Source organism: Microbacterium sp. AC215, from assembly GCF_979258645.1.
Genome location: NZ_OZ409869.1, coordinates 1,350,197 through 1,373,564, shown reverse-complemented (window position 1 = coordinate 1,373,564; position 23,368 = coordinate 1,350,197). Strand labels below are relative to the sequence as shown.

The window sequence follows — 23,368 nt, the reverse complement described above, 5'->3', positions numbered from 1 at the left end:
CAGGGGTTGCGAAATTTTTGTTCGTAAGGTCTACTAACAAACATGTCCGTATCGGATGGATCGCGTCCTTCGACGTCGCCAGATTACGTCGCCGCGAGCGCGCACGCCTTCGGCCCGGGGCGCCACCTGCGCTCTCGCTCGAAGGTGCTCCCGGAACACGCTCGCGGTCACAACCGCGCGCTCGTGCTGCAGACGCTCTATCACTCGGGAGCGATGAGTCGAGCGGACCTCTCTCGCGAGACCGGCCTCACTCGGGTCACCATCTCCGACCTCGTCGCGGAGTTCATCTCCGACGGCATCGTCGTCGAGATGGGAGTGCGCGAGACGGTCGGACCGGGCAAGCCTCCGATCCTCATCGACATCGACCGAGTCGGGCACCAGATCATCGGGATCGATCTCTCCGGCCCCCATGCCTTCGTCGGCGCTCTGCTCAGCCTCGACGGCGACGTGCTCGAGCGCCGTGAGGTGCCGCGACCCGAGAGCGCAGACGGCGACGCCGCCTACGCCGCCACGCTGGAGCTGGCCCGAGCGCTCGCCGAGACGGCCACGCAGCCCATCCTCGGCGTCGGGATCGGCAGCCCCGGTGTCGTGCGTCCTGACGGCGTCGTGCTCAGCTCGCCCAACCTCGGGTGGAGCAATCTCCCTCTCGAGGCGAAGCTGGGCGTCGATCTCGATCTGCCGGTCCTCGTGCGCAACGACGCCAACGCCGCGGTGCTCGCCGAGTACACGTTCGGCGAGGCGAAGGCCGACTTCATGCTCATCAAGATCGGTCGCGGAGTCGGAGCCGGCGTCATCACCGGCAGCCAGCCGCTGCTCGGCAGTCGTTTCGCAGCGGGCGAGATCGGCCACGTCGTCGTGGGCACCGACGGTGGACCCCGCTGCGCGTGCGGCAAAGACGGCTGCCTCGAAGCGTGGCTGAGTGAGACGCGGCTGCGTCCCGCCATCGCAGACGCCCCCGGATCGCGCGACGAGATCCTCCGCGATGCGGGCACCCGCATGGGCATCGCGATCGCCCCGATCGTCGCGGCACTCGATCTGTCCGAGGTCGTGCTCTCGGGTCCCGAGGATCTGCTCGACGGCGTGTTGATCGACGCCGCGGTCGAGACCCTGCACGCGCGCACGCTCGAGGGCGTCTTCGAGGACGCGCTCATCCGCCGCACCCACCAGGACGACATCGTCCTGCGCGGTGCCGCCGTGATGGTGCTGTCCAGCCAGCTGGGCGTCTCGTGATCCGTACCGGCGGGAGCGACCGCGTCCACGAGCCGAAGACGAGCAGGGGCACCATCCGATGACGGATGCGCTCGCCGTCGACCTGTCCGGTCGGCCCATACGAGTGGGCCTGGACGTCGGCGGAACCAAGATCGATGCCGTCGCGGTGTCCGCGGACGGAGACATTCTGGCGCGCCTGCGCCGACCCACCGGCTGGGGTGAGGAGGCAGTCGTCGTCAGCATCCTCGAGACGGTCGATGCGCTCGCCGACGAGGGAGGATTCGCTCGCTCGTCGGTCAGATCGGTGGGCGTCGGGATCCCCGGGCTGGTCGACGCCGACACCGGTCGGGTGCTCCATGCCGTGAATCTCGGCGTCGAGTCCCTGGATCTCGCCGGGCGCGCCGGTCGACAGCTGGGTATCCCCGTCCGCGTGGAGAACGACGTGAAAGCGGCCGCCCTCGGGGCTGCGGTGCTGCGCGGCGTCGACGGGTCGATGGCCTATCTCAATCTCGGCACCGGGGTCGCTGCCGGGATCGTCGTCGACGGCACGATCTGGCGTGGCGCCCGAGGCACGGCCGGCGAGGTCGGGCACCTCTCGGTCGACCCGAACGGCCGTCTCTGCGGCTGTGGACAGCGCGGCTGCATCGAGACCTTCTGCGGCGGAGGCGCGCTCGCCCGAGCCTGGGATCGTCCCGGTGCGCTCCCGGTGCGCGACATCTTCGACGCAGCCGACACCGGTGACGAACGGGCGCTCGCGCTCCGCGCCGATCTCTTCCACGGCGGGGCCGCGGCGGTGCGTGCGCTCGTGCTCTCCGCCGACGTCGAACGCGTGATCATCGGCGGCGGCCTCACTTCGCTCGGCGACAGGCTCTACACGGGCATCCGCGACGCTCTCCGGTCCGATGCCGAGGCCTCGCCCTTCATGCGCTCGCTCCACCTGGACGACAGGATCGAACTGCTCCCTGCCGGCTCTCCCGCCGCGGCCTTCGGGGCCGCGGTCGTCGGCGCAACCACCCCCTCTAAGGAGACCGTTTCCCATGGCTGAAGTCGTCATCGTCGAGAACGCAGAAGCGGCAGGCGCGCTTGTCGCCGCCGAGATCGTCGAGCTGATCGACGGACGTGCGGATGCCGTGCTCGGCCTCGCCACCGGTTCGACGCCCCTCCCCGTCTACAAGGCGCTGCGAGACAGGCTCGCGGGTCGCGATGTCTCGCAGGTGCGCGGTTTCGCCCTGGACGAGTACGTGGGGATCGACCCCGCTCATCCCGAGAGCTACCGCTCGGTCATCACCCGCGAGGTCGTCGAGCCGCTGGGGCTCGACCCGCGACGGATCCATGTGCCCAACGGCGCACAGGCCACCATCCAGCACGCAGGTGACGACTACGAGACCGCGATCGACGCGGCCGGAGGAGTGGATCTGCAGATCCTCGGCATCGGCACCGACGGACACATCGGCTTCAACGAACCCGGCTCGTCGTTCGCCTCGCGCACGCGCGTGAAGACCCTCACCGAGCAGACCCGCGAAGACAACGCTCGCTTCTTCGACTCGATCGACGACGTGCCCATGCACTGCATCACCCAAGGGCTCGGCACGATCCTTCGCGCTCGGCACCTCGTGCTGCTCGCCTTCGGAGAGGGCAAGGCACAGGCCGTGGCGGATGCCGTCGAGGGGCCGCTGTCGGCCATCCTCCCGGGTTCGGCGATCCAGCTGCACCCGCACGCGACCGTCGTCGTCGACGAGGCCGCGGCGTCCCGGCTGAAGCTCGCCGACTACTACCGCTACACCTTCGCGAACAAGCCGAGCTGGCAGGGGATCTGACGCGGTCGGCTCTCAGGGCCGAATCGTCGGCCACGCCAGCGGCAGCAGGTGCTCGATGCTGAGCGGCGCCAGCGGCAGCGTCTCGGCATCCGCGGGTGTGATCCATCGCAGCTCGGCGAGCTCCGCCTGGACGACGACCTCCGCCGCGGCGATGGACACCGAGAACGCGTCGGCCACGACTCGGTGACCGGGCTCGTTGGCCGCCTCGGAGACGAACGTGCCGAGCGGCTCCAGATCGCCCTCATCCAGGCGAAGGCCGAGCTCTTCGTGCAGCTCGCGGATCAGCGTCTGCGACGGGGTCTCCCCGGGCTCGGGCTTGCCGCCGGGTTGCATGAAGCGCGTCGTGCCTTGCTTGCGCACGACGAGCACCCTGCCGGCGTCATCGACGATGACCGCGGCGCTGACGTGGATGTCAGGCATCGGGAGCGAAGACCTTGCCGGGGTTGAGGATTCCCAGCGGATCGAACACCCGAGTGATCTGACGCTGCAGCTCCCACTGGTCGTCTCCGAGCTCGTCGGCCAACCAGCGGCTCTTCAGCGTTCCGATCCCGTGCTCTCCGGTCAGCGTGCCGCCGAGCGCGATCGCGGCCCGGAACAGCTCGTCCGCCGCCGCCCAGACCTCAGCGGGAGGCTCTGCGCCCTCGAAGATGAAGTTCGGATGCAGGTTGCCGTCGCCCGCGTGAGCGACCGTGGGGATCGCCATCGAGTAGGCCCTCTCGATGCGGGCGATCTCGTCGAACATGGCGGGCATGGCGCTGCGCGGCACCGACACGTCTTCGATGAGGGTCGTGCCGAGCGCCGACATGGCGGGGTGCATGGCACGCCGGATGGCCAGGAGGCGCTCTCCTTCTTCGCGGTCATGGGAGACCTCGGTCACACCCTGATGAGCCGTCAGGATGTCGGAGATCATCGTCGCCTCGGCCACTGCCGCCGGACCATCGGTCTGGATCGTCAGCTGAGCGCTCCCGGCCACGGGCGAGGGGAGGTCGAGCAGGGCTGCGACGGCGGCGAGGCTCGCGGAGTCCATCAGCTCCATGATCGCCGGCTGCGCACCCGAGGCGGTGACCGCGGCCGAGGCGGACGCTGCGGCACGCACATCGGGGAAGACGGCCGTCACGGTGCAGGTCGTTCCCTCGACCAGTCGGCGCAGCTTGAGGGTGGCGCCGACGACCACGCCCAGCGTGCCCTCGGAGCCGATCACGAGCGAGGTGAGGTCGAGTCCTGTCACGCCTTTGACGCTGCGGTGGCCGAGGTGCAGCAGTCGGCCGTCGGCGAGAACCAGATCGACACCGAGGACCGCGTCTCGCACGACGCCGTACTTCGCACAGAGCAGCCCACCCGCTCCGGTGGCGATGTTGCCGCCGACCGTCGAGATCGCACGGCTCGCAGGATCCGGTGCCCACCAGAGTCCGTGCTCCGCGAGCACGTCGTTGAGGTCGGCGTTGAGGATTCCGGGTTCGACGACGGCAAGCAGGTCGTCGGCCCGGATCTCGTGGATCGCGGTCATCCGGCGAGTGGACAGCACGATCTCGCCCTCGCCGCCGTTCGCCGCCCCGGCGAGACCGGTGCCGGCGCCACGCACCACGACAGGGGTCGCCGTCTCGGTCGCGATGCGCATCACCGTCTGGACGTGCTCGACCGTCTCGGCGTGCACGACCGCGAGCGGCCGCCCGGGCGCCGCATGCCCGGATCTGTCGGCGCGGGCTTCTTCGAGGACCGTCGCATCGGTGTCGACGATGTCGCCGAGTGCGGCGACGAGCAGGTCGAGGGCGCTCATCGGATGCGACGCCGGCCGCTCACGACGCCTGCGCCGACGGCGACCACGGCGAACGCGATGCCGATGAGGGGCTGGTCCATCAGCCACCACGCGATCGTGACGCCGACGTAGATCAGCAGCTCGACGACGACGCGAAGGAACGGATGCAGTCGCAGGACGGGTCGCGGCGAGAGGAAGAGCGCCCAGATCAGGATCACGACGACCGGAGCCCCGATGCCGAGGATGACGTTGTACGGGAAGGGCCAGGTGGCGAATCCCCACAGGGCGAGGGTGCCCACTGCGACGATGAGGACGACCGATCGGACGACGTCGAGAGCGGTGATGGTGGGGCGGTCGACGCCGGGAACGGAGGCGGGATCCTGGGACATGGATCCAGTCTATTCGCCGCCGATGGCGGGTCAGAGCGCGGGCGCGGCCTCGTCTGCGGCCACCTGGTCGACCGGCGCGGTCTCGTCGGCGGGCGCGGTGTCGTCAGCGGGGGCAGGCTCTGCCGGAAGGGCGGTCTGGTCCTCGGTCACGGGCTCTGCCGGAGGAGCGGTCTCGACGGGAGCGGCCGGGGCCTCCGTCTCGGGTGCCGGCGTCTCAGGGGACGCCTCGGCGTCCGGGGACTCGGTCGGGGCAGCGGGTGCTGCCTCGTCCGTCGGCTCGGGGATCGGCGCGATCGCGTCGTCCGGAGTCGGCTCGGAGGGTACCGTCTCGGCGGGATCCGCAGCCGGCCCTCCGCACGAGGGAGCGAGGGCCACGGAACCGAGGGTCACCCCGAGAGCCGAGAGGCTCGTGGTCGTCGGCAGCATCGGACCGGACGCCGTCACGTAGTGGACCTCGAGGGGCGCGCCGAGGAGAATCTGGACGAGACCGGGGCGCAACTCGATCGTGCCGGTCCCTGCGTCACTCAGCGATGTGCCGTCGACGCCGCCGCGGCGTCCGCCGAGCAGCGCTTCGATGTCCGCGCCCGGTTCGCCGGACACATTCACGGTCACATAGGTGACAGCGCGTGCGTCGAGGCAGATGCTCGCGAGGCTCACTTCGATCGGAGTCGTCGGCGCGGCCGGTTCCGTGGGGTTCTCGCCGGGGGTTTCGCCGCCGGGGGTTTCTCCGGGGTTCTCGCCGGGGGTTTCGCCGCCGGGGGTCTCTCCGGGGTTCTCGCCGGGGGTTTCGCCGCCGGGGGTCTCTCCGGGGTTCTCGCCGGGGGTTTCGCCGCCCGGGGTTTCTCCGGGGTTCTCGCCGGGGGTCTCGCCGCCGGGGGTCTCTCCGCCGGGGGTTTCTCCGGGGTTCTCGCCCGGGACCTCGCCATCGGGGTTCTCGCCGTCGGGGTTCTCGTCGTCAGGCTCTTCGTCCACGGGAGGGGACGTGGACTCGGGCAGCGCCGGCGCGGTCGACTCGGTCGGCGCCGGGGGTGAGACGATCGCCGGCGCGATGTCCTCAGCGGGCTGGGGGGTGACGGGTGCTTCGACGGGCGGGGTGACGGGCTCGGGCTCGGTCTCCGCTTCATCGACGATCGGCGTCTTGTCGTCGGACATCGACTCGTCGGGCCCGACGTCTGCACTGATCGACGAGGAATCGCTGTCGCCGGCACTCGGCATCGATGCCGCGGGCGTCGCGCCCGTGAGGCTCGGGATGATTGTGGCGGCCGCCACGACGCCGGCGACCACGAGGGCCGCCGATCCTGCGCTGACGAGCGCACCGACTCCGCTGAAGATGCCTCCGGTCGCCGTGCCACCGGCTCCGCCACCGGTCGCTGTGCCTGCGCCGGTCGCGCCGGCTCCACCGGTGCCGCTCGACGATCCGGCGGCGGCTGCTCCGCCTCCCGCAGCCACGACAGCTCCCTCGGTGATCCCCGAGGGCATAGCCGCGAGCGCGACGATGGGCGTACCGCCACCCTGGAGGGTGGCGAGGTAGCCTGCGGAACCCGTGACGCCGAGGACGAGCGGCAGCAGCACGAGGGCCAGCCGCTTGGAGACGTCCTTCGCCTCAGCGGCGACGATCATGCAGCGTGCGCACTGGTCGAGGTGCTGCTCGAGACGGTTGTGGTCTCGCGTGCTGAGGTTGCCGCGCGAGTAGGCACCCAGGTGCTCGATGGTCCACCGGCAGTCGGAACCTTCGGCCGCGCTGCGGAGGTGAGCCTGGATCCACGCTTCGCGAAGTCCTTCACGCGCTCTGAAAGCCAGCTGCGAGACGGCGCCGGACTTCATGCCGAGCAGGGTCGCGGCCTCCTGCGGCTTCATCTGCTCGATCTCTGTGTACCAGAGCACTTCCTGCCAGCGGGAGGGCAGGCTGCGGAACGCCTGCGCGGTCAGGCTGCGATCGAGGGCCTCGTTGGCCGCCTGGTCGGTGCTGTCGGGATCGGCGACGGAGTCGAGCTCGTCGATGGCGGACTCGCGTCGAGAGCGGCCCCAGGCGGCGGCGGTGTTGCGGATGCTCGTGAACAGGTAGGCGCGGAACGATCCGTTCGGTCCGCCGCCCTTGATGATCGCCTGATAGATGCGGGTGTAGGACTCCTGCACGAGGTCGTCGGGGTCGATCGACGACGTGATCGATCGCGCGACCGACATGCCGGAGGGATAGTGCCGCCTCCACAGTTCGCCGAAGGCCGCCGCGTCACCCGAGCGGGTGCGCAGGACGAGATCGGCGTCGGCGATCGTTTCCTCGCGTGAAGTGCTGTCCTGATCCACTGTCATCCATCTGTCGTGGAGCGCGAGTGCGCCTCCACATGAAGAGACGCGTGAACCCCATTTTCATCACGCGTCATCTCCATTCTCTCTCCTATCTCTCAGGCTTGCCACCCCTTCTCGAAAAGTGCTCGCAGAAGACCGGGGGCGAATAAAGACCTGATCACGGGCAGATCAGTCGGGCGCGCGGAAGAACCGTGAAAAAAGATCTGAGAAATCGCGTAATGAATCGGCGTCGACGTCGTCTCATCACTAGAGACAGCCATGGGGCTCCACCGGGGGGCGGAGCTCAGGCGCTGGTGCAAGGGGTAAGTGCACCGGCATGGTGGGTCGGGCACCTCGGGGGAGGAGCGCTCGGCCCGCCAGCTCTCGCAACGTGGGGGGAATTGTGACGGGGTCGCCGATCTGGGGAACGGCGGCCCCTCACCCGCACCGGGCTACGGCCGGTCGCCGACCCACACGCGAGCGACCTGCAGCTGTGCGTTCAGCAGCACCGCGTCAGCGACGAACCCGACCGCCAGGCGACCGATCCGGTCGCCGTATCCGATCGCTCCCGCCGGTGTCTCGGTGAGCGCCCGGACGGCTTCCGTGAGAGGTGCGCCCGCCGCGGTCGCCCTGCGCAGCGCCACGTCGAGGGTGAGCGTCGACCCCGCGATCGATCCCGTGTCGTCCGCGCGCGCGATGCCGTCGAGGACCGTCACGCTCACCGCACCCAGGTCGTAGTGCCCGTCGGCGCTGCCGGCAGCCGCCATGGCATCCGTGATGAGTGCGACGCGACCGGGTGCCGAGTCGAACACGAGCTTGACCACGTGCGGGTCGAGGTGGATGTCGTCGGCGATCACCTCGAGCACCACGCGGCGGTCGGCCGCCGCCGCCAGTACCGGCCCCGGCGCTCGGTGATGGATTCCGGGCATGGCGTTGAAGGCGTGGGTCAGCACGGAGGCGCCGGTTTCGAATGCCGCGTCCGCAGTCGCGGCATCCGCACTCGTGTGTCCCACCGCTGCGACAGCGCCGGCGTCCACGATCATCCGGATCGCCTCGAGACCGCCGGGGAGCTCCGGTGCGATCGTCACCTGCCGGATCGTCCCGCGGCCGGCGTCGAGCAGGCGGGCGACGTCGTCTCGTGTCGGAGTGCGCAGCAGCGACGGCTCGTGAGCTCCGTGGTGCGCCGGGTCGAGGAAGGGCCCTTCCAGATGCGAACCCAGGATGTCGGCATCCGACTCCATCAGGTCGGCGATCTGCGCCACGCGTCGAGCGAGGGCGTCGACGGGGGCGGTGACGAGGGAGATCACCGATCGTGTCGTGCCATGAGCGCGGTGCAGAGCGCGAGCCGAGCGGATCGCCTCCGGCCCGTCGTCGAACGACGCTCCGGCGCCGCCGTGGCAGTGGATGTCGATGAATCCGGGTGTGAGCACGGCATCCGGCCCGGCGACGACGGTCGCGTCGACGACCTCATCGGCGGGGGCCCACGTCTGGCCGGTGCCGAGAGCGGCGACCCGCCCGTGTTCCATGCGAACCCAGGCGTCCGCGACCTCGACGCCGTGGTCGATCAGTCGGGCCGAGTGGATGACGACCGATCCCGTCGCTGTCGAAACGGATGTCATCGCTCGCTCCAGGGGATCTCGTCTGCGGGGTGGAAGTCCACGCCCTCAGCCTTCCACAGCGGGGCGAGTGCGCCGAGTCGCCCGCGGAACGACTCCCAGTCCCGGCCGTCGGCGTCGCGCGGTGACCACGCGACCTCCGCCTGAGCGGCGGCACGCGGGAAGACCAGCTGCTCGACCTCGCTCAGGGTGCGGGTGGTCTCGCTCCACAGCGGAGCCTCGATGCCGAGGATCGCGGACTCCGGGACGTCGAGCACAGCGGTCGGCTCCCACTCGTACGCCCTGCGGACATCGATGATCGCGGCCCAGGTGAGTCCGAGCGGAAAATCCTCGGTGTACTTCATGTCGAGGTAGGCGACGTCGGCGGTCGACATGATGAGCGCCCCGCCGCGCTCGACGAAGTGCGCCGCCTCCTCAGCGTGCGATCCCTCGGGCGTCGTCTTGCCCCAGTACTGGCCGATCGTCCCCTCGGCGATGTCCTTCGCTGCGCCCACCTCGTGCCAGGCGACGGGGATCTTGCCCTCTTCGAACACGATCGCGGTGGCGCGCTCGACGAACAGATCGAAGTCCGCCTGCGGGGTGCCGAGGGACTCGTCGCCGCCGATGTGGATGTACGGACCCGGGGTCATCTCGGCGAGCTCGCGCACGACGTCACGGACGAACTCGTAGGTGCGCTCTTCATGGATGCGGACGCTCGAGTGCCCGACGCCCCACCCGAGATAGGGCTCGCCTGCGACGGGGAGCGGCTGCCCCAGGCGCGCCGATTCGGCGATCAGGCTGTCGTTCATGACCGGATCCTCGACGAGCTCCGGATACGCGACGCCGATGGCGTGCGTGTGACCGGGGAGGTCGATCTCAGGGATCACGACCATGTGCCGCTCAGCGGCGTACGTGACGATCTCGCGATAGTCGTCCTTCGTGTAGAAGCCGCCGGGGTCGCCGAGGGAGGCCGTCGACGAGGCGAGCTCGGTGAGCTTCGGCCACGAGTCGATCTGGATGCGCCAGCCCTGGTCGTCGCTGAGGTGCAGGTGCAGGTGATTGAACTTCAGGGCACTGGTGCTGTCGATGAACTTCTTGACCTCATCGACGTCGAAGAAGTGACGCGTGACGTCGAGCATGACGCCGCGACGTGTGAATCGTGGCGCGTCGGTGATCTCGGCGCGCAGGAACGCCCATCCCTCGTCGTCCTCGCGGAGCAGTTGCAGCAGCGTCTGCATGCCGTAGAAGAGTCCTGCCTCGTCGCCGCCCACGATCTCGACGGAGTCGCCGACTGTGAGCCCGTATCCTTCGGGCGCCGTGGTGGGGTCGATCCGCAGGACGATCGTCGACGCGACGCCGTCGCCGGCGCCGTCGCTGTCCGTCGAGTGCGAGAGCCGGATGCCGCTGCGGCGCGCGACGGCGTCGATCAGCTGGGCCGCCGCGGGGGAGTCGCCGATGACTCGCAGGCCGTCGGAGACGGGCAGCCGACCATCCACGGCGATGGAGGAAGCGGGAAGAGGAACAAGGGGCATGGAATGGGGAAGGACCATGAACAAAACCTACCGTGCGCAGAGTCGGCAGCACAGGGAAATCCGCTATGCTTTCTCACGTCGCGACTGGCGTCTGGGTGGACTACCACCGGGGAGCGACTGACCACGGAATTCGACCGCGCGCCTGGGCCGATAGGTACACCCTTCGAATCCGTTGTCAGAGGAGCATGTCATGACCGACCGTTACTTCAACGCCCCACTCTCCGAGGTCGACCCCGAGATCGCACAGGTCCTCGACCGAGAGCTCGCACGGCAGCAGACGTTCCTCGAGATGATCGCATCCGAGAACTTCGTGCCCGTCTCCGTGCTCCAGTCCCAGGGCTCGGTGCTGACGAACAAGTACGCCGAGGGATACCCCGGCCGTCGTTACTACGGCGGCTGCGAAGAGGTCGACGTCGCGGAGGAGCTCGCGATCCAGCGCGCCAAGGACCTGTTCGGCGCGGAGTTCGCGAACGTCCAGCCGCACTCGGGAGCATCCGCGAACGCCGCCGTGCTGCACGCGATCGCTCGGCCCGGCGACACGCTGCTCGGCCTCGCCCTCGACCAGGGCGGTCACCTCACTCACGGCATGAAGATCAACTTCTCCGGCCGTCTGTACGACATCGTCGCCTACGGCGTCGACCCCGAGACCTCGACCATCGACATGGACGAGGTGCGTCGCCTCGCCCTCGAGCACAAGCCGAAGGTCATCATCGCCGGCTGGTCCGCATACCCGCGCACGCTCGACTTCGCCGCCTTCCGTGCGATCGCCGACGAGGTCGGCGCGCTGCTCTGGGTCGACATGGCGCACTTCGCCGGCCTCGTCGCCGCCGGCCTCCACCCGAACCCGGTGCCGCACGCGCACGTCGTCTCGTCGACCGTGCACAAGACGATCGGCGGCCCCCGTTCGGGCTTCATCCTGACGAACGACGCCGACCTCGCGAAGAAGCTCAACACGGCTGTGTTCCCGGGGCAGCAGGGAGGCCCCCTGATGCACGTGATCGCCGCGAAGGCGACGGCGTTCAAGCTCGCGGGCACCCCGGAGTTCAAGGAGCGCCAGGAGCGCACGCTGCGCGGAGCGTCCATCCTCGCCGAGCGTCTCTCGCAGCAGGATGTGAAGGATGCCGGCATCGGGGTGCGCTCCGGCGGCACCGACGTGCACCTGGTGCTCGTCGACCTGCGTGACGCCGCGATCGACGGCAAGCAGGCCGAGGACCTGCTGCACGACATCCACATCACCGTCAACCGCAATGCGGTGCCGAATGACCCGCGCCCGCCGATGGTCACCTCGGGTCTGCGCATCGGGACGCCGGCACTCGCCACCCGCGGCTTCGGCGACGCCGAGTTCACCGAGGTCGCCGACGTGATCGCACTCGCGCTGCTCCCCGGCGCCGACGTCGAGGCGCTCCGTGCGCGTGTCGATGCGCTCGCCGCAGGCTTCCCGCTCTACCCGGACCTGCAGCAGTGACCGCGAAGATCCTCGACGGCAAGGCGGCGTCGGCCGCGATCAAGGCCGAGCTCACCGAACGGGTCGCCGCGCTGAAGGCGAAGGGCGTGGTGCCCGGCATCGCGACCGTTCTCGTCGGAGCCGACCCGGCATCTCAGCTCTACGTCGGTATGAAGCACCGTCAGTCCGAGGCGATCGGGATGAACTCGATCCAGCGCGAGCTGCCGGCCGATGCCACCCAGGCCGACGTCGAGGCGCTGATCGACGAGCTCAACGCCGATCCGGACTGCCACGGATACATCGTGCAGCTGCCGCTGCCGAAGCACATCGACACGGACGCGATCCTCGAGCGGATCGACCCGGCGAAGGATGCGGACGGACTGCACCCGACCAACCTCGGTCGACTCGTGCTCAACGTCAACAACCCGATCCACACCCCGCTGCCGTGCACGCCGCGGGGTGTCATCGAGCTGCTGCTGCGCAACGGCTACGACTTCGCCGGCAAGCACGTCGTGGTCGTCGGACGAGGCGTGACGATCGGTCGCTCGATCGGCCTGCTGCTGACGCGCCGCGACCTGAACGCGACGGTCACGCTCACGCACACCGGCACGGTCGACATGCCGCGGTACCTGCGGGAGGCCGACGTCATCGTCGCCGCCGCGGGCGTCAAGCACCTCATCCGCGCCGAGGACGTCAAGCCGGGCGCCGCCGTGCTCGACGTCGGCGTGACCCGCGAGACCGACCCCGAGACGGGCAAGAACCTCGTCTTCGGAGACGTGCACCCGGATGTCGCCGAGGTCGCGGGCTGGGTGTCGCCGAACCCGGGCGGAGTCGGTCCGATGACCGTCGCCCTGCTCATGACCAACGTCGTCGAGGCGGCGGAACGCCTGGTCTGACCGTCGCCGGTCTCGATCTGCATCGTCGGTCCCGATCCGTGGACTTCCCCTTCCGATCCGCTTGCGGATCGGTCTGAGGCCCGGGATCGGGACCGTCTGCGTTCAGCCCAGCTCGTCGAGCATCCGCCGCTGCTCCGGGGTCAGACCGTCGTGGAGCTCCTCCCGCGCCTCCGCGGCGGCGGTCGTCTCCGGGGCGGGCGTGGAGGCTGCGGGCGCCGGCTTGCGGCGCGACACCTTGCCCTGCACGGCGTCGTACAGCTCGCCGGCCTTCGCCCGCAGCCTGTCGTCGACCTGGTCGTAGATCATCCAGCCGAACAGCAGGAAGAGCGGCGGGAGCGCGTAGCTCCAGAAGCCCGAGGCTCGGACGCCGCTCAGCCAGACGACGGCCACCCAGATGAGCAGCTCGACGAGATAGACGAGGACGTACTGGACGACCTTCTCGCCGGTCCTCGTGCGATCGGCCGCGGACTTCGCCGCCGCGTTGCGGAACGCCGCGGTGAGCAGCGGCTTCACGAAGAGCGCCGCGAGCGTCAGGATGACGGCCGCCCACAGCGCGGTGAACCCGACAGAGACACCCGACGACAGCAGGCCGATGAGCAGCAGCACCGCGACGTTGAACACGTAGAGTGCGGCGAACCGGACGATTCCGTTCTTCATCTGACCAGAATTCCACACACTCTCGGATGCCGCGGCATCTCCGTGCGGAGCCTGGTGGGGATCAGCGTGCGGGAAACGCGCGTTCGACCGCATCGACCACGGTGCCGTAGACGGAGTCCCACGGGACGAGCGGGGGAGTGACCCCGGCGAGTTCGAGGCTCACGGCTCCATGCACCTGCGCCCAGACGGTGAGAGCGGCGGCCATGACCTGCGGTTCGTCGACGCGGGCCGCGAGCGCGCGCACGAGCGGCGCCATCGCCGTGCTCATGGTCGCGTCATCGGGGCGGCAGTCCTCGGTCGCCACTGCGCCGCCGAACATGAGGCGGTAGAGCGCGGGATTCTCCATCGCCCACGTCCGATACGCGAATCCGAGTGCGCGGAGCCCTTCCGGTTCGGCCGTGGCCTGCGCCTCGCCGAACGACGCGAAGCCGTGCTCGATGACCGCGACGAGCAGTTCGGTCTTCCCGCCGAACAGCGCGTAGACCGCTGAGGTCGAGGTGCCGGCGTTCTGTGCGATGTCGCGGAGACTGATCCGCTCGGGTCCCTTGTCGTCGACCATCTCGGCCGTCGCGTCGAGCAGGCGGTCGCGCAGGGCGTCGTCGTACAGGGGAGGTCTTGCCATGGGATCGATCTTATCGTAACGTTGTTGCATAACGCAGTTACGTAACGATGTTCCAAGGAGAGCGCATGACTCAGCACGTTTTCCCCGGCAGGTTCACCGCCGCTCCGGAACGATCGGATGTGACGGTCTTCCTGATCGGGATGCGAGCCAATCGGTGGTGGCAGCTCGGCAGGGTGTGGCGGACGGCCAGCAAGATGCCCCCGATGCTGCAGCATCTCGTGACGCACCCGGAGGCGGGGATGCTCGGAGTGCACAGCTGGTTCGGTCGCACGACGATCCTGCTGTCGTACTGGGAGAGTCCGGAGCATCTGCAGCGGTTCGCCGCCGACCGCGACGCACCCCATCTGCAGCCCTGGCGCGACTTCATGCGCACGCTGCAGGGAACGGGGAGTGTCGGCGTGTGGCATGAGACCTATCAGGTGCCGACAGCGGATCTGGAGGCCGTCTACGTCGACATGCCGGCATTCGGACTCGCGGCGGCGACCGCGCACGTCCCCGTGGGGCCGGGCATGAAGACGGCGCGCCAGCGGATGGGTCGCTGACGCGCCGGCATCATCAGAGCTCAGCCCTGGGGGTGCAGGCTGCTCTCGATGTTCGTGATGCGAGCCTGCTCGTCGAAGCGGAAGGTCGCAGTGCCCGTGCCGTCGGCGACCGTGGCCCCCGAGAACGCCTCGTCGGTCCACGTGAGGTTCCACCCGGCGAGACGGGCGGCGTCCCAGACCGCCGTCCGGGCATCAGGCAGAGCCAGGCCCGAGAGGATCCGCGGAAGGGCGATGGAGGCTGCGGCGACGGTCAGGGCGGGGAGCGGCGCATCGAGCAGGAAGACGGCGTACGTGCCGCCGCCGACCGGCGCGAGGTAGTAGGGCGCTCGACCGGTGAGCTCGACCGCGACCGCGCCGACCGTGTGGGCGGCTGCGGTGATCCAGTCGGCGTCGCCGGCGGCGTCCACGGGGAAGGGGAGCTCCTGCTCGCTCAGCTCCGGGATGCCGTGCTCCCTGCCGTAATCGCGCAGCTGGCCGGCGATGCCGGCAGGGTCGCCCTGCGGGTGCGCCCACGCCCAGAGCAGCGAGCGGGGACCGGGGGCGATCGTCGCGACGAGGTGGGCGCGGGCCACGAGCCGGCGCGTGGCATCGGCGTTCGAGGTGAAGGTGAGGGTGCCCGCCGCCATGTCGGCATCCCATCGATTGTCACCGAGGTCCTCGAGGGCGGTGGTCAGGGAGTCCTGACGGAGGGCGGAGAACAGTGCGGCACGGTCTGCGAGCGGCTGGAGCGCGGCGAAGGTCATGCCCACAGTCTCGCCCGGATTGCTATGAATCCGCCAACTCCGAGCGCGGGGACACTGCATCGGAGGGGCGGCCCATCCGCCAGACACTCGGTACCACCAGTGTCACGGCGGCGAGCACGGCATAGAGGATCCCCGAGGTGACCAGCACCGTCTCGACATCGCTGCGGGTGATCAGCCAGCCGTAGACGAGGGTGCCGATCGGCATCACGACGAAGCTGCCGAGCATGTCGTAGCTCGAGACGCGGGACAGCTTGTCGCCCGGGATGTTCTCCATCATCGCGAGGTTCCACCCGGTGCTGAACACCTCGGCCCCGGCGCCGGCGAGGAAGGCGGCGATGGCGAGCAGCACCACCGCGGGGTGCACGCCGAGGACGGTGAGCGGGATCGCGAACGCGGCCATGCCGATCATGCCGTAGCGCAGGGGGCGTTTCAGCGGGAACCACATCAGGACGAGGGTCATGAGCAGGATGCCGACGCCTTCGGCGCTGACGACCCACCCCCAGCCGGCGATGCCGAGCCGTTCGTCGTTCTTGGCGATGTACGGACCGACGACGCCCCACGCGCCGATGTGGATGGCGTTCATCACCATGAAGGCGAGAACGATGACCCACAGCCACGTGCGACTCCAGAACTCCTGCCACCCGATCCTGAGGTCGTGGAACATCGTGGTTCCGCCCGCATGATCAGGCGGAGGCAGTCGGACCATCGCCAGGACGGGGATCGCGATGACCCAGCCGATCGCCTGAACGACCATGGCCCAGGCGGGGCCGGCCGCGGCCACGACGATGCCCGCGATGATCGGGCCGCCGATCGTGGTCGCCGAGCGCACGAACGACAGCATCGCGTTGGCCTGCTGCAGGTGCTCGGGGGAGGTCAGCTGCGGGATGATCCCCTGCATGGCGGGGAGCACGAACGCGGTGGACGCACCGTTCACGACCGACAGCAGAGCGAGCAGGGGAACCGTGGCTGTGCCGCTGAACAGGAGGGCGGCCATCGCGCCCACCGTCAGGATGTCGATGACGTAGCAGGACTGGATGATCAGCGCGCGAGGCAGCCGGTCGGCGATCACGCCGCCGAAGAGCAGGAAGACGATGTTGCTGACGGTGAAGGCGGCCAGGACCAGGGAGAGCGAGCGTGCGTCGTTGTCGATCTCGAGCACGGCGAAGGCCAGCGCGATCGACGACATCGACCCTGCGATCAGAGTGATGGCGCGGGCGAGGAAGAACCAGCGGAATCCTCGGTCCTGCATCGCTGCGAGGGCGCGGATCATGACGGCTCGTCGCTGCTCTGCATCCGTCAATCCTGCCACTCGAGGGCAGCGGCAGGCGTCAGTAGCTGGAGCGGGTCGTGTCGTCGGATGCCGGGATGAAGCGGGCGGCCAGAGCCTCGGATGCGCGTGCCAGCATCGCCACGTCGGCACCGACCGCCACGAAGTCCGCGCCGGCGGCGGTGTACGCATCGGCGGCGGAGGGATCGAAGGCGTTCACACCGACGGGCGTGCCTGCGGCCGCGACCGCGGCGAACACCTGCTCGACGGCGGCGACGACATCCGGATGCGTCTGCTGCCCGAGCAGGCCCATCGACGCGGAGAGGTCGGACGGGCCCACGAACACGGCGTCCACGCCCTCGACCGCCGCGATCTCGGAGGCGGCCTCCACCCCGGCGACCGTCTCGATCTGCACGATGAGGGAGGTGTGCCGCGCCGAGTCGCGCAGGTAGCCGTCGACCCGGTTCCAGCGGGCGCTGCGGGCGAGCGCGCTTCCGACTCCTCGGACACCCTCTGGCGGATAGCGGGTCGCCGAGACGGCCGCGCGTGCCTCCTCGGCCGACGAGACCATCGGGACGATGAGGTTCTGTGCTCCGAGGTCGAGGACCTGTTTGATCGCCACGGTGTCGTTGGACGGCACGCGCACCACCGGGGTGATCGGATAGGCGGCGACGACCTGCAGCTGCAGCAGCGTGGACTCGAGCGTGTTGGCCGAATGCTCCATGTCGATCAGCAGCCAGTCGAGGCCCGAGCCCGCAGCCACCTCGGTGACGAGAGAACTGCCGGAGCACGCCCACATCCCGATGAGCGGGCGATCGGAGGCGGCGAGATGCTCGCGGAAGGAGGGGCTCAGATGAAGCGGCATTCGATCGTTCCCATCGGTCCGTAGTCGCACAGCACCTGATCGCCGCGAGACACCCACATCGGGCGTGTGAACGATCCTGCCAGGATGACCTCGCCGGCCTCGAGACGCGCGCCGTGCTGGTGGAACTTGTTCGCGAGCCAGGCGACGCCGGTGGCGGGGTGGCCCAGCACGCCGGCGGCGACTCCGGTCTCCTCGATCTCGCCGTTGCGCGAGAGCACGCCGGGCACCCATCGCAGGTCGATCTCGTCCGGGCGCCTGTGCACATCGCCGAGGACCATGGCCCCGTAGGCGGCGTTGTCGCTGATCGTGTCGACGATCGTCCTGCCCTCGAGTTCGATGTGCGAGTTCAGCACCTCGAGCGCCGGCACGGCGTAGTCGATCGCGGCGAGGGCGTCGTCGAGCGTGCAGTCGGGTCCCTCGAGCGGATGCTTGAGCACGAACGCGAGCTCGACCTCGATGCGCACGTTCGAGAAGTGGTCGACCGGGATCTCGGTACCCGACTCGTAGACGGTGTCGTCGAACATCACCCCGTAGTCGGGCTCTGTGATGCCGGTGGCCTGCTGCATCGCCTTCGACGTCAATCCGATCTTGCGTCCGACGAGACGGCGTCCCGCGGCGATCTGCGAGTCGCGCCAGACCCCCTGGATCGCGTATGAGTCCTCGACCGTCGCGTCCGGGTACCGGGCGGTGATCCGGGGGATCACCGAGTGGGTCCGGTCGGCCTCGGCGAGTTCTCCGGCGATCTGCGCGACGATGTCTGCTGACAGCATCCGTCTCTCCTCTGTGTGCGAACCTGCGTGCGAACCTGCGGATGAATCGATCAGAGCTGGTGGCCGAGCTTGTACTCGCCCTGCTTGTACTCCGGCATGGCCTCGTCGTCGCCGGGTCGCGTGTAGGAGAAGCCGTCGGCGCCGATCGTGACGGCCATCTCGGAGTCGTCGGTGCGGGCGACGACGGGCTGCGGGTTGCCGTCGAGGTCGAGCACGAGCGAGGCCTCGGTGTACCAGGACGGGACGACCGGGTTGCCCCACCAGTCGCGGCGCTGGTTGTCGTGCACATCCCAGGTGATGACGGGGTTGTCGGGGTCGCCCGTGTAGTAGTCCTGCGTGTAGACCTCGACACGGTGACCGTCGGGGTCGCGGAGGTAGAGGTAGAACGCGTTCGAGACGCCGTGACGGCCCGGGCCGCGCTCGATCGCGTCGGAGCGGCGGAGGGCTCCGAGCTTGTCGCAGATCGCCAAGATGTTGTGCTTCTCGTGCGTCGCGAAGCAGACGTGGTGCATGCGCGGACCGTCGCCGCCGGTCATCGCGGTGTCGTGCACGGTGGGCTTGCGACGCATCCATGCCGCATACACGGTGCCCTCATCGTCCTGGATGTCCTCCGTGACACGGAATCCCAGGTCCTGCATGAACTTCACGGCGCGGGGCACGTCGGGGGTGACCTGGTTGAAGTGGTCGAGTCGAACGAGCTCGCCCGGGATGTGCAGGTCGTAGCGCCACGACATGCGCTCGACGTGGTCGGACTGGTGGAAGAACTCGATGGGGAAGCCCAGCGGGTCGACCACGCGCACCGAGTCGCCGACGCCCTTGACGAAGCCCTCCGGGTTGCGGCGCACGTCGCAGCCGAGCTCGGTGTAGAACGCCACGGCGAGGTCGAGATCCTCAGCCGAGCGCACGCGGTAGGAGAACGCGGCGACAGCGGCGATCGGCCCCTTGCGCAGCACGAGGTTGTGGTGGATGAACTCCTCGGTCGAGCGGAGGTAGATCGCCTCGTCGTCCTCTTCGGTGACATACAGCCCCAGGACGTCGACGTAGAACACCCGCGAGGCCGCGAGGTCGGTGACGACCAGCTCCATGTAGGCGCAGCGCAGCACGTCCGGGGGAGTGCTCTCGGGCGTCGCGATCGGGTTGGCGGTCTCGATCGGAGCCTCCTGGCTCACGTAGTAGCCCGAGGAGGTCAGCGTCTTCGCAGTCTTGTCGGTCATGTCGGGTCCTTGCTCAGTTCTTGCCGAAGGTCGGGTTGTGCGCGCCGCCGAGCGTGATGTGCACGCTCTGCTGGTCGGTGTAGAAGTCGATCGAGCGGTAGCCGCCCTCGTGGCCCAGGCCCGAAGCCTTGACGCCGCCGAAGGGGGTGCGCAGGTCGCGCACGTTGTTGCTGTTCAGCCACACCATGCCCGCCTCCACGGACTGCGCGAAGTTGTGGGCGCGCTTCAGGTCGTTCGTCCAGATGTAGGCGGCCAGGCCGTACTTCGTGTTGTTCGCGAGCGAGAGCGCCTCGTCGTCGGAGTCGAACGGGGTGATGGCGACGACGGGGCCGAAGATCTCCTCCTGGAAGATGCGGGCATCGGGGGAGACATCGGCGAACACCGTCGGCGCGACGAAGTTGCCCTCGTCGAAGCCCTCGGGGCGGCCGCCGCCGGCGACGAGGCGGCCCTCGGTCTTGCCGATCTCGACGTAGCTCATCACCTTGTCGTAGTGCTCGGGGTGCACGAGCGCGCCGACCTCGGTGGCCGGGTCGTGCGGGTAGCCGACCTTCACGCGCTTCGCCTGGGCGGCGTAGCGCTCGACGAACTCCTCGTAGATGGAGCGCTCGACGAGGATGCGGGAGCCGGCGGTGCAGCGCTCGCCGTTGAGGGAGAACACGCCGAAGATCGTCGCGTCGACCGCGGCCTCGATATCGGCATCGGCGAAGACGACGGCGGGGGACTTGCCGCCGAGCTCCATCGACAGGCCCTTGAGGAACGGTGCGGCGTTGCCGAAGATCAGCTGTCCGGTCGAGCTCTCGCCCGTGAACGAGATGAGCGGCACGTCGGGGTGCTTCACGAGGGCGTCTCCGGCGTCTTCGCCGAGGCCGTTCACGAGATTGAACACGCCCTGCGGCAGCCCGGCCTCCTCGAAGATGCCCGCCCAGAGCGAGGCGGAGAGCGGCGTGAACTCGGCGGGCTTGAGCACCACGGTGTTGCCGGTCGCGAGTGCGGGGCCGAGCTTCCACGACTCGAGCATGAACGGCGTGTTCCACGGCGTGATGAGGCCGGCGACGCCGATCGGCTTGCGGTTGACGTAGTTCATCTGCTTGCCGGGGACCTTGAAAGCGTCATCGGACTGGGCGACGATCAGGTCGGCGAAGAAGCGGAAGTTCTCGGCCGCGCGGCGGGCCTGGCCGAGCGCCTGGGTGATCGGCAGGCCGGAGTCGTACGACTCGAGCTCGGCGAGGCGGGCATCCCGCGACTCGACGATGTCGGCGATCCTGTGCAGCACCCGCGAGCGCTCCCGCGGCAGCATCCGAGGCCAGGGGCCGGCGTTGAACGCGCGCGTGGCAGCGGCGACGGCAAGCTCGATGTCGGCCTTCTTGCCGGCGGCTGCGGTCGTGTAGGTCTTGTTCGTCACCGGATCGAGCACATCGAACGTGTCACCGTCGACGGAGTCGACGAACGCTCCGTCGATGTAGTGCTGGATGTGGTCGGGCAGGTCTGCGGGGATGCGGGAATCGGTCATGACTCGTCTCCTGAGTTGTGGTGAGAACGGGTGTGCAGCGCGTCGAGGAAGGCGTCCCTCGTGCGCAGGCGGTGGTTGCGGGCGGCGAGCTCGATCTCGAGCGGGTCGGCGCCTGTTCGGATCAGCTCGAGGATCTGCGCGTGCTCCTCGACCGAGTGCTGAGCCCGGCCGGGCACGTAGGCGAAGGTCGAATCCCGGATGCCGGACAGCCGCGCCCAGCCGCGGTGCACGAGGTCGAGCAGGTGCGGATTCGGGCAGGGTTCGAAGAGCAGCGAATGGAACTGCCTGTTGAGCTCGGTGAACGCGTGGGCGTCGAGATGACCGAGCATCTGGATCATCCGCTCGTTCACCGCCTCCGCGGCGTCGAGCGCCTCGGCGTCGAGGAAGGGAGCGGAGAGGGCGGTGGCCGAGCCTTCGACCAGCCCGAGCGTCTGCATCGTGTGCGCGTATTCGCTCTCGTCCACGAGGGTCACCCGCGCGCCCACGTTGCGCTCGAACGTCACGAGGCCCTCGGCTTCGAGCCGGCGGATCGCTTCACGCACCGGCACGACGCTCATCCCGAGCTCTTCCGCCAACGATCCCAGCACCAGACGGTAACCGGGGCCGAAGACGTGTCCCGAGATCCGTGAGCGGATCCAGGCGTACGCCTGCTCCGACTTGCTGGAGTTCGCCACCGTCGTCATGAGCCGGCACCGGTGCCGGTGGCGGCTTCGTACTTCTCCCGCCACGCGGCGTTGAGCGGGAAGAGGCCGTCGACCGGATGTCCGGCGGCGACCTGCTCGGCGATCCACGCGTCCTCGATCTCCTGCGCGAGAGCATCGTCTGCGACCTGCTCGGCGAGCGAGGGAGGGATCACGATGACGCCGTCGCCGTCGCCCACGATGATGTCGCCCGGCTGGACCGTGGCGCCGCCGCACGAGATGGTGACGTCGGAGTCCCACGGCACGTGCCTGCGTCCGAGGACGGAGGGATGAGCGCCCTGCGAGAAGACCGGGAGGCCGATCTCGGCGACCGCGTCGAAGTCGCGCACACCGCCGTCGGTCACGACTCCGGCGGCGCCGCGGGCGCGGGCGCGGAGCGCGAGGATGTCGCCCAGTGTTCCGGTGGTCGCGTCGCCGCGCGCTTCGATCACGATGATCTCGCCCTCGCCGACGGCATCGAACGCCCGCTTCTGGGCGTTGTATCCGCCGCCATGGCTCGCGAACAGGTCTTCTCTGAACGGCACGAAGCGCAGCGTCTTGGCTGTGCCGACGATCTTGCTGCCGGGGAGGTTCGCAGAGACGCCATCGATGAAGCACGAGTGGTGTCCGCGCTTGCGCAGCTGCGACGAGAGGCCTGCTGTCGGAGCTTCCATCAGCTTGGCGCGGAGCTCGGGGGACAGCGCGGACGTGGCCTCAGGCGGCAGACCCGCGTCTTCGCGGGAGCCCCATGCCTCGGTGCGCTGCAGATCGTCGACGGCGGGAAGCGAGCCGACCTCGGCGTCGAAGGGCACATCGCCCTGCGTGACGGTGGTCACCAGGCGTCCCGAGGAGGGGGAGCCCTCGGCATCCGGAGCATCCACCTCGATCTCGACCACATCGCCGGGGACGATCACGGAGGAACCCGCCGGCGTGCCGGTGAGGATGACGTCGCCGGGTTCGAGCGTGAAGTGCTGAGAGAGGTCGGCGACCAGCTGGGCGAGGGGGAAGATGAGGCCGGCGGTGGTGTCGTCCTGACGCAGGTCTCCGTTGACCCAGGCCCGGACACGCAGGGCCGCGGGGTCGACCGCGCGGGCGTCGATCAGCTCGGGACCGAGAGGCGTGTAGCCGTCGCCGCCCTTGGATCGCACGTTGGATCCCTTGTCGTTGGCGCGCAGGTCGTAGAGGCCGAGGTCGTTCGAGGCGGTGACCCAGCCGACATGGCTCCACGCGTCATCGAGCGAGACGCGGCGGGCAGGGGTGCCGATGACGAGCGCGATCTCGCCCTCGAAGGCGAGCAGCTCGGTGCCGGCCGGGCGCTCGACCGTGCCCCCGGAGACACCGACGGAACTCGCCGGCTTGAAGAAGTAGGAGGGAGCTGCGGGGCGCCGGCCGCGCTGGTCGGCACGGGAGGCGTAGCTCAGATGGATCGCGATGATCTTGCCGGGGCGGGTCATGGATGCCGTCACGGGGCGCCTCCTCGCGCTTCACGTCGACGCCTTGTGCGTCGTATTCGAAATCATATATCATCGTGTCACCCCTCGGCAAGCAACTCGACACACCTCGGACGCGAGCCG

Annotated in this window: 22 protein-coding genes and 1 riboswitch; of the genes, 6 read left to right on the top strand and 16 right to left on the bottom strand. The window is 69.1% G+C overall.

Annotated features, from left to right (window positions below; translation table 11 throughout):
* Window positions 1–42 precede the first annotated feature (42 nt).
* Genes ACZZZF_RS06870 through nagB form a run of 3 tightly spaced genes read left to right on the top strand, consistent with a single transcriptional unit; the run spans window position 43 to window position 3,026 of the window.
* Entirely contained in the window at window positions 43–1,230 is a 1,188-nt protein-coding gene (locus ACZZZF_RS06870; protein ID WP_056277392.1) for an ROK family transcriptional regulator, read from the top strand.
* 58 nt (window positions 1,231–1,288) lie between these two features.
* On the top strand, window positions 1,289–2,254 hold the full coding sequence (locus ACZZZF_RS06865) for an ROK family protein (RefSeq protein ID WP_171821895.1): 966 nt from the start codon (window positions 1,289–1,291) through the stop codon (window positions 2,252–2,254).
* Window positions 2,247–3,026: a glucosamine-6-phosphate deaminase gene (nagB, locus tag ACZZZF_RS06860; protein WP_053095395.1), complete on the top strand. Its 780-nt coding sequence runs from the start codon at window positions 2,247–2,249 to the stop codon at window positions 3,024–3,026. Before ACZZZF_RS06865 ends, nagB begins: the two co-directional genes overlap by 8 nt.
* 12 nt (window positions 3,027–3,038) lie before the next feature.
* Here nagB and ACZZZF_RS06855 read toward each other — a convergent pair whose 3' ends face one another.
* The 6 genes from ACZZZF_RS06855 to ACZZZF_RS06830 form a co-directional block, all read right to left on the bottom strand.
* The gene (locus ACZZZF_RS06855; protein ID WP_187250104.1) at window positions 3,039–3,446 is read right to left on the bottom strand and encodes an NUDIX hydrolase; all 408 of its coding nucleotides are present in this window, start codon (window positions 3,444–3,446) and stop codon (window positions 3,039–3,041) included.
* Complete coding sequence (locus ACZZZF_RS06850; RefSeq protein WP_463497707.1) at window positions 3,439–4,803, bottom strand: FAD-binding oxidoreductase; 1,365 nt, start codon at window positions 4,801–4,803, stop codon at window positions 3,439–3,441. The genes ACZZZF_RS06855 and ACZZZF_RS06850 overlap by 8 nt, the downstream gene beginning before the upstream one ends.
* Window positions 4,800–5,171, bottom strand: a complete 372-nt coding sequence (locus ACZZZF_RS06845) for a YrdB family protein (RefSeq protein ID WP_053095398.1) — start codon at window positions 5,169–5,171, stop codon at window positions 4,800–4,802. The genes ACZZZF_RS06850 and ACZZZF_RS06845 overlap by 4 nt, the downstream gene beginning before the upstream one ends.
* 30 nt (window positions 5,172–5,201) lie before the next feature.
* Window positions 5,202–7,481 carry a sigma-70 family RNA polymerase sigma factor gene (locus tag ACZZZF_RS06840; protein WP_463497704.1) on the bottom strand — a complete coding sequence of 760 codons (2,280 nt, stop codon included), beginning with the start codon at window positions 7,479–7,481 and terminating at the stop codon, window positions 5,202–5,204.
* Window positions 7,482–7,909: 428 nt separating this feature from the next.
* Entirely contained in the window at window positions 7,910–9,076 is a 1,167-nt protein-coding gene (gene nagA, locus ACZZZF_RS06835; protein WP_053095400.1) for an N-acetylglucosamine-6-phosphate deacetylase, read from the bottom strand.
* Complete coding sequence (locus ACZZZF_RS06830) at window positions 9,073–10,602, bottom strand: family 20 glycosylhydrolase (protein ID WP_463497701.1); 1,530 nt, start codon at window positions 10,600–10,602, stop codon at window positions 9,073–9,075. Before ACZZZF_RS06830 ends, nagA begins: the two co-directional genes overlap by 4 nt.
* A gap of 52 nt (window positions 10,603–10,654) precedes the next feature.
* Window positions 10,655–10,739, top strand: a riboswitch (ZMP/ZTP riboswitch).
* Between the two features lie 35 nt (window positions 10,740–10,774).
* Between ACZZZF_RS06830 and glyA the strand changes: the two genes are divergently transcribed.
* Entirely contained in the window at window positions 10,775–12,049 is a 1,275-nt protein-coding gene (gene glyA, locus ACZZZF_RS06825) for a serine hydroxymethyltransferase (RefSeq protein WP_053095402.1), read from the top strand.
* Entirely contained in the window at window positions 12,046–12,924 is an 879-nt protein-coding gene (locus ACZZZF_RS06820; RefSeq protein ID WP_056277410.1) for a bifunctional methylenetetrahydrofolate dehydrogenase/methenyltetrahydrofolate cyclohydrolase, read from the top strand. Before glyA ends, ACZZZF_RS06820 begins: the two co-directional genes overlap by 4 nt.
* 102 nt (window positions 12,925–13,026) lie before the next feature.
* Here the strand turns inward: ACZZZF_RS06820 and ACZZZF_RS06815 are convergent, their stop codons facing one another.
* A complete protein-coding gene (locus tag ACZZZF_RS06815; RefSeq protein ID WP_056277411.1) occupies window positions 13,027–13,581 on the bottom strand; it encodes a hypothetical protein in 555 nt (184 codons plus the stop codon).
* A gap of 61 nt (window positions 13,582–13,642) precedes the next feature.
* Window positions 13,643–14,203: a TetR/AcrR family transcriptional regulator gene (locus ACZZZF_RS06810; RefSeq protein WP_261987829.1), complete on the bottom strand. Its 561-nt coding sequence runs from the start codon at window positions 14,201–14,203 to the stop codon at window positions 13,643–13,645.
* Between the two features lie 65 nt (window positions 14,204–14,268).
* Here ACZZZF_RS06810 and ACZZZF_RS06805 point away from each other — a divergent pair, with 65 nt between their 5' ends.
* Window positions 14,269–14,745: a DUF4188 domain-containing protein gene (locus tag ACZZZF_RS06805; protein WP_072590897.1), complete on the top strand. Its 477-nt coding sequence runs from the start codon at window positions 14,269–14,271 to the stop codon at window positions 14,743–14,745.
* Window positions 14,746–14,765: 20 nt separating this feature from the next.
* Here ACZZZF_RS06805 and ACZZZF_RS06800 read toward each other — a convergent pair whose 3' ends face one another.
* Genes ACZZZF_RS06800 through ACZZZF_RS06765 form a run of 8 tightly spaced genes read right to left on the bottom strand, consistent with a single transcriptional unit; the run spans window position 14,766 to window position 23,248 of the window.
* A complete protein-coding gene (locus ACZZZF_RS06800) occupies window positions 14,766–15,488 on the bottom strand; it encodes a DUF6882 domain-containing protein (RefSeq protein WP_463497699.1) in 723 nt (240 codons plus the stop codon).
* Window positions 15,489–15,510: 22 nt separating this feature from the next.
* Window positions 15,511–16,758 (bottom strand): MFS transporter, encoded by a 1,248-nt coding sequence (locus tag ACZZZF_RS06795; RefSeq protein ID WP_230101191.1) that lies wholly within the window; start codon window positions 16,756–16,758, stop codon window positions 15,511–15,513.
* Window positions 16,759–16,816: 58 nt separating this feature from the next.
* Window positions 16,817–17,620, bottom strand: coding sequence for an HpcH/HpaI aldolase family protein (locus tag ACZZZF_RS06790; protein WP_463497696.1), 804 nt, complete (start codon window positions 17,618–17,620; stop codon window positions 16,817–16,819).
* Complete coding sequence (locus tag ACZZZF_RS06785; RefSeq protein ID WP_463497693.1) at window positions 17,605–18,390, bottom strand: fumarylacetoacetate hydrolase family protein; 786 nt, start codon at window positions 18,388–18,390, stop codon at window positions 17,605–17,607. The genes ACZZZF_RS06790 and ACZZZF_RS06785 overlap by 16 nt, the downstream gene beginning before the upstream one ends.
* Before the next feature lie 50 nt (window positions 18,391–18,440).
* Window positions 18,441–19,604: a 3,4-dihydroxyphenylacetate 2,3-dioxygenase gene (gene hpaD / locus ACZZZF_RS06780; RefSeq protein ID WP_053095410.1), complete on the bottom strand. Its 1,164-nt coding sequence runs from the start codon at window positions 19,602–19,604 to the stop codon at window positions 18,441–18,443.
* Window positions 19,605–19,617: 13 nt separating this feature from the next.
* On the bottom strand, window positions 19,618–21,114 hold the full coding sequence (hpaE, locus tag ACZZZF_RS06775; RefSeq protein ID WP_463497690.1) for a 5-carboxymethyl-2-hydroxymuconate semialdehyde dehydrogenase: 1,497 nt from the start codon (window positions 21,112–21,114) through the stop codon (window positions 19,618–19,620).
* Window positions 21,111–21,797 carry a GntR family transcriptional regulator gene (locus ACZZZF_RS06770; protein WP_053095412.1) on the bottom strand — a complete coding sequence of 229 codons (687 nt, stop codon included), beginning with the start codon at window positions 21,795–21,797 and terminating at the stop codon, window positions 21,111–21,113. Before ACZZZF_RS06770 ends, hpaE begins: the two co-directional genes overlap by 4 nt.
* Window positions 21,794–23,248, bottom strand: coding sequence for a fumarylacetoacetate hydrolase family protein (locus tag ACZZZF_RS06765; RefSeq protein ID WP_320491365.1), 1,455 nt, complete (start codon window positions 23,246–23,248; stop codon window positions 21,794–21,796). Before ACZZZF_RS06765 ends, ACZZZF_RS06770 begins: the two co-directional genes overlap by 4 nt.
* Window positions 23,249–23,368: the final 120 nt, after the last annotated feature.